A 5,821-nucleotide genomic window follows, 5' to 3' on the forward strand; every position below is an offset into this window, starting at 1 on the left:
CGCATTTGAGCAGCCCGAGGTGTCGATCGACTTTGCCGGATTCTCGGGCGAGACACTGCACGGCGCGTTGACGGAGCCTCTCGACAAGATCCGCACGCCGGAGTCGACCCACACCAGGTTGGCCAGCTGGGCGTGGTTGGACACCGCGGCGATGTTGGCCAGCCAGTGCGCGGGCACCCGCGCGACCGACAGCGGACCGGGCACCAGCCCGAGCAGGCCGGACCACCGGGCCATCTCCGGCCGGGCGGCCAGCCGTCGGCGGGCCTCGCTGCGCGTCGGGTCGACCAGGCAGGTGGCGATCACCCCGGCCACCGCACCACCGGAGCGCGCGGCGACGTCGTAGGCCAGGCGACCGCCGGTGCTCATGCCGAGCAGCACGATCGGCCGGTCGTCGCGGGAGCGCTCCAGCCGCACCAGGTCGCGCACGCAGTCCACCCAGTCCTGGTAGGTGGTGCCGCGCCGGGACGCGCTGGTGAGGCCGAACCCGGGCAGGTCGGGGGCGATGAACTCGAAGTCGGACAGCGCGGGCAGCCGCCCGTACGGCGCGAGCATCCGGCCGTAGGTGCCGATGCCGTGCAGGGCGATCAGCTTGGTCGGCGCGTGCTCGCGCACGACGCGGTCGAGGTGCACCTTGACGTCCCGCCACGACCACCACTGCTCGGCCGGCGCGTTCTCCGCGGTGACCTGCAGGGCACCGGGGAAGAAGTCCTGGTAGCGCAGCCAGTAGAGCTGTTCGCGGTAGCCGGGGCCGACATCGGCGGCGGACCCTGGGGTGGATGGAGCGCTCGAAGGCACACTTCGAACATACGGAGTGAACGGGACCTCCCGCATCGACCGGGAGCAGGCCCGCACTTGGTCCGTCCAGCCGCGAACAGCCCTTCTGACCTGCGTCGATGCTGCCGGATGAACGCCTCGGACGGCGTGCGGGAATGTGATCGTCACCGCATTCGACGGCGGATCGGGTGACGCGTCAGCTGCGCGGATCGAGGCGGATCACGTCGGAGTCGAGGTCCAGGGGACCGCCGGACTCGCGCTCGTCCTCCTTGACCACTTCCACCCAGGCCAAGTGCTCCAGCTGGTGCTTCGCACCCGCGCTGAACAGCCCTTCGACGCCCAGGACCGCCGACCCGGTCGGGCGCGGCTCAGCCTCCCGCGGCGCAGCTGCTCGCTGCTCCTGCCGCCGCTTCGCGCGGGCTGCCCGGTCGATGGCCATGCGCCCAGGCTAGCCGGACGAACCGCGCATCCGGCAGTCCTGCCATCAATGCGCCACACCTCGCGTACGCTGCGATCTCGTGCTCGATCCGTACTTCGTCCAGGTCAACACGGCGGAACTCGCGGACCTCGGGCGGGCGTTCGACGTCATCGACCGGCACGCCGAGATCAACGACCGGTATCGCGCGATGCTCGCCGCTTCGCAGCAGGTCCTGGCCGCCGACGAGATCCGGCTCACCCAGGCCCGCGGACTCGCCAAGCGGCTGATGGTCCTGGTCAAAGCGGCCGGACCGGACTTCCGGGACAGCTTGCCTGAGGAGGCGCGCACCGCGCTGGACGCCGGTTCCGCGCAGGCCAGCGCGCTGGTCCTCGATCTCGGACAGGGCTGAACACCCGCAACACCACCCCCGGCGAAAACGGGTGGACGACGGGTTGTAGTATTTTTTTCGCAAGCCAGCGCTGCTGGTGCGCACGCCAGGTTGCCCGAGCGGCCAAAGGGAGCTGACTGTAAATCAGCCGGCATTGCCTTCGGAGGTTCGAATCCTCCACCTGGCACACGCCGAACCGACCCCGTGACCAGCTGGTCACGGGGTCGGTTCTTTTGCTGGGCAGGTGCGGTGCGAGCCCGCCCCACCTGCGCCGCACCCGGTAGCGTGTTCGCACGACACGAGGCTGCGTCTCAACGGGAGGTAAGACACGTGGCAAACCCGTCCTTCGACGTGGTGAGCAAGGTGGACACCCAAGAGGTGGACAACGCGCTCAACCAGGCGGCCAAGGAACTCGCCAACCGGTTCGACTTCCGGGGCACCGGCACCAAGATCCAGTGGTCCGGGGAGGCCGCGGTGGTGCTGGAATCGGAGACCGAGGAGCGCTGCAAGGCCGCGATCGAGGTCTTCAAGGAGAAGCTGATCAAGCGCGGCATCTCGCTGAAGGCCCTGGAGATGGGCGAGCCGGCCAGTTCGGGCCAGATCTACAAGGTCTCCGGCAAGATCGTGCAGGGCATCTCGCAGGACGTGGCGAAGAAGATCTCGAAGAAGATCCGCGACGAGGGCCCCAAGGGCGTCCAGGCGCAGATCCAGGGCGAGCAGCTCCGCGTCTCGGGCAAGAAGAAGGACGACCTCCAGGAAGTCATCCAGTTGCTCAAGTCCAGCGACTTCGACGTGGCCCTCCAGTTCGAGAACTACCGCTGAGAAGCGCGTTTCCGGTGCGGGCGCCGGTCCCGTGAGTCTTTTGGGTCGCTATCGCAGCCCGAAGGACTCACGGGGTCTTGGCCGCCGCGCCGGACTGGGGGCTCTGCTGGTGTTCGAGTGGGAGGTGCTCGGGGTGAAGGGGATCGTGCTGGCCGGGGGCAGCGGAACGCGGCTGCACCCGTTGACGCAGGTCGTGTCCAAGCAGCTGCTGCCGGTCTACGACAAGCCGATGGTCTACTACCCGCTCTCGGTGCTGATGCTGGCCGGGATCCGGGACGTGCTGCTCATCTCCACCCCCGCCGACATGCCGCTGTTCCAGCGGCTGCTCGGCGACGGCTCGCAGTTCGGCATCGAGATCTCCTACGCCGAGCAGCCCGAACCCAACGGGCTCGCCGAGGCCTTCGTGATCGGCGCCGACTTCGTCGGTGACGACCCGGTGGCGCTGGTGCTCGGCGACAACATCTTCTACGGCCAGGGCTTCTCCGGGATCCTCCAGCAGTGCGTGCGCGATCTCGACGGCTGCACGCTGTTCGGCTACCCGGTGCGCGACCCGGAGCGCTACGGCGTCGGCGAGGTCGGCGACGACGGCCGCCTGGTGTCGATCGTCGAGAAACCGGCCGAACCGAAGTCCAACATGGCCATCACCGGGCTGTACTTCTACGACAACGACGTGGTCGACATCGCCAAGGGCCTGACCCCGTCGGCGCGCGGCGAGCTGGAGATCACCGACGTCAACCTCGCCTACCTGCGCGAAGGCCGAGCCCGGCTGACCTCGCTGGGCCGCGGCTTCGCGTGGCTGGACACCGGCACGCACGACTCCCTGGTCGAAGCGGGCCAGTTCGTGCAGGTGCTTGAGCACCGCCAGGGCGTGCGGATCGCCTGCCTGGAGGAGATCGCGCTCCGGATGGGATACATCTCCGCGGACGCCTGCTACGAGCTCGGCGCCCGCCTCGCCAAGTCCGGCTACGGCGAGTACGTCATGGACGTCGCCCGCCGCTCCGGCGCCACGCGCTGAGCCGTCACCAGGACGGCGGGAGCTGGTGGCCCGCCATGCCCTCGAGGCGGCGCACCCGGTCCTCGATCGGCGGGTGCGTGGAGAACAGCCGGGCCATCCGCTCGCCGGGGCGGAACGGGTTGGCGATCATCAGGTGGGACTGCGACACCAGCTTCGGTTCCGGCGCCAGCGGCGCCTGCTGGGTGCCGCGCTCCAGCTTCCGCAGGGCGGAGGCCAGCGCCAGCGGATCGCCGGTGAGCGAGGCCCCGGACTGGTCGGCCTGGTACTCGCGGGAGCGGCTGACCGCCATCTGCACCACCGCCGCCGCGATCGGACCGACCAGCGCGACGAGCAGCATCGCGATCGGGTTGGGGCGGTCCTCGTCCCGGCCGAACATGCTGAAGAACATCCCGAAGTTGGCCAGGAAGGTCACCACGCTGGCCAGCGCCCCGGCCACGCTGGAGATCAGGATGTCCCGGTTGTACACGTGCGAGAGCTCGTGCCCGAGCACCGCGCGCAGCTCGCGCTCGTTGAGCAGCTCCAGGATCCCGGCCGTGCAGCACACCGCGGCGTTGCGCGGGTTCCGGCCGGTGGCGAAGGCGTTCGGGGCTCGGGTCGGGCTGATGTAGAGCGCGGGCATCGGCTGCTTGGCCGAGGTCGCCAGCTCGCGGACGATCCGGTACATCGCGGGCTGCTCGGCCTCCGACACCGGCCTGGCGTGCATCGCGCGCAGGGCCAGGTTCGCCGAGTTGAAGTAGGCGTAGCCGTTCATGGCGAGCGCGACGACCAGGCCGATCACCAAGCCGGTCCGCCCGAACAGCGATCCGATGAGCAGCACCAGCGCGCTCATACCGCCCAGCAGCAACGCCGTTTTCAAACCGTTGAAGTGACTGTGCACCGTGCCTGCCTCCACCAAGGGCCCGACTGGGGGCCGACACCTTCAGATCGCCGCAACCGACGATCTCCCCGATCTGTTCGAAGGTCACTCAGAGAACGAGCAGGCGCGACTCGTAGTTCCGCTGGGCGGATGTGCCGAAGGCAACGGGAGGCCGCGCACCGACTCGATCTAGCATGACCCGCCGGTAGTTGAAAATAAAACTTCGCCCGCTGCGGCCGGCGGTCGGGCAGGAGGGATCCAGATGATCTTCGCCAAGTTGCGGCGGCGTTCGGCGGGCAAGAGCGGCTCGTCGCGACCCGGCGTCTCCAGCTTCCTCACCAAGCCGCTGGACAGCGGGGTGGTGACGTTCCAGGTGCAGGACGAACGAGGCCAGCTGCTGCCCGGCGCCGTCGTGACGCTGAAGGGCCGCCTCAACCAGCAGACCGCGCACGGCGTGACCGACAGCTACGGCAGCTTCGCCACCTCGGTCCCGCCCGGCGAGCACCGGCTGTCCATCAGCGCCGGCGGCTACCGCCGCTACACCACCCAGGTCGAGGTCGGCGTCAACCGGCACGTCCAGCTCGGCACCGTCCAGCTGACGCCGGACGAATCGCTGGAACCCCCGCTGCCCGGCCGCTACCGGTTCGACCCGTACCACACCGAAATCCGGTTCGTGGCCCCGCACATCGGCATGTCCAAGATCCACGGCATGTTCAAGGAGTTCGACGGCGTCGTGCAGGTCGCGGAGCGGTTCGAGGACTCCCGGATCGAGGTGGCGATCAACGCGGCGAGCATCGAGACCGGCGTCAAGATGCGCGACGACCACCTGCGCTCGGCGGACTTCTTCGACGTGGAGAACCACCCGCACATCCGGTTCACCAGCAACCGCTTCACCCACCTGCGGGCCGACCGCTGGTCGATCAGCGGGCACCTGACGCTGCGCGGCACCACCCGGCCGGTCGAGCTGGAGACGACCTACCTGGGTCAGCGCAAGTGGCAGGGCCCCGGCTTCGACGGCGACCTGCGAGTGGCCAGCCACTCCACGGCGACCCTGCGCCGCGAGGACTTCTCGGTGGACTGGAAGGCCACATTGGCCAAGGGAATCGCGGTCGTCGGCCCGACCATCGACATCGAACTCGGCGTCCAAGCCGTCATGGAGTGACGCAAGTTCCACCGAGGATTTTCCATCCTCGTCCTGCGTGGCAGTGCCGGTCATGCCTCCCAGCCCCAGGCCGGACAGGATGGAAAAGCCTCCCTCGATCAGGCGCCGATCCTTCAGTCCGGACTGAAGGCAGTTTCAATTGAAACTGTGATCCGCCGTGCCTGGGATCCGCAGTTTCAATTGAAACTGCAGTCCCACCGGCGTGTCGGGACCCCGACATGCCGAGGTGCGTCGGGATCCGACACCGGTGGTTGTGGGCAGGTTCCGGGTCCTGTGGAGAACTTCCGCAAGTTCAATGAGGCGATCTCAGTGGAATGGGGATGGCCGGTGGCCTGGAGAGATGTGGGCGTGGGGTCCTGGTAGAAGAAGGTCTCACCACAAGATCA

General features: G+C 68.4%; 7 protein-coding genes and 1 tRNA gene. 5 read left to right on the forward strand and 3 right to left on the reverse strand.

Annotation, left to right across the window (positions count from 1 at the left end):
• Together ABTZ89_RS34540 and ABTZ89_RS34545 are read right to left on the reverse strand one after the other, a co-directional pair.
• On the reverse strand, positions 1-795 hold a 795-nt coding region (locus ABTZ89_RS34540; RefSeq protein ID WP_502949643.1), incomplete at its 3' end, for an alpha/beta fold hydrolase.
• A 175-nt stretch (positions 796-970) separates the two neighbouring features.
• Complete coding sequence (locus ABTZ89_RS34545) at positions 971-1,213, reverse strand: hypothetical protein (protein ID WP_270947542.1); 243 nt, start codon at positions 1,211-1,213, stop codon at positions 971-973.
• Between the two features lie 79 nt (positions 1,214-1,292).
• Here ABTZ89_RS34545 and ABTZ89_RS34550 point away from each other — a divergent pair, with 79 nt between their 5' ends.
• From ABTZ89_RS34550 to rfbA, 4 genes are all read left to right on the forward strand, one after another.
• Positions 1,293-1,601 (forward strand): hypothetical protein, encoded by a 309-nt coding sequence (locus tag ABTZ89_RS34550; RefSeq protein WP_351052783.1) that lies wholly within the window; start codon positions 1,293-1,295, stop codon positions 1,599-1,601.
• Between the two features lie 84 nt (positions 1,602-1,685).
• Positions 1,686-1,767 (forward strand) — tRNA-Tyr (locus tag ABTZ89_RS34555).
• Positions 1,768-1,910: 143 nt separating this feature from the next.
• Positions 1,911-2,402 carry a YajQ family cyclic di-GMP-binding protein gene (locus ABTZ89_RS34560; protein WP_270947538.1) on the forward strand — a complete coding sequence of 164 codons (492 nt, stop codon included), beginning with the start codon at positions 1,911-1,913 and terminating at the stop codon, positions 2,400-2,402.
• A gap of 133 nt (positions 2,403-2,535) precedes the next feature.
• Entirely contained in the window at positions 2,536-3,417 is an 882-nt protein-coding gene (gene rfbA / locus ABTZ89_RS34565) for a glucose-1-phosphate thymidylyltransferase RfbA (RefSeq protein ID WP_351052792.1), read from the forward strand.
• Between the two features lie 4 nt (positions 3,418-3,421).
• On the opposite strand, the gene htpX is transcribed toward rfbA, so the two are convergent.
• Complete coding sequence (htpX, locus tag ABTZ89_RS34570; RefSeq protein ID WP_351052786.1) at positions 3,422-4,294, reverse strand: zinc metalloprotease HtpX; 873 nt, start codon at positions 4,292-4,294, stop codon at positions 3,422-3,424.
• Positions 4,295-4,535: 241 nt separating this feature from the next.
• On the opposite strand from htpX, the gene ABTZ89_RS34575 reads away from it, so the two are divergent.
• A complete protein-coding gene (locus ABTZ89_RS34575) occupies positions 4,536-5,435 on the forward strand; it encodes a YceI family protein (protein WP_351052789.1) in 900 nt (299 codons plus the stop codon).
• Positions 5,436-5,821: the final 386 nt, after the last annotated feature.

Source organism: Saccharopolyspora sp. NPDC002686, assembly GCF_040295745.1.
In the GTDB taxonomy this organism is placed as follows: Bacteria; Actinomycetota; Actinomycetes; order Mycobacteriales; family Pseudonocardiaceae; genus Saccharopolyspora; species Saccharopolyspora oryzae.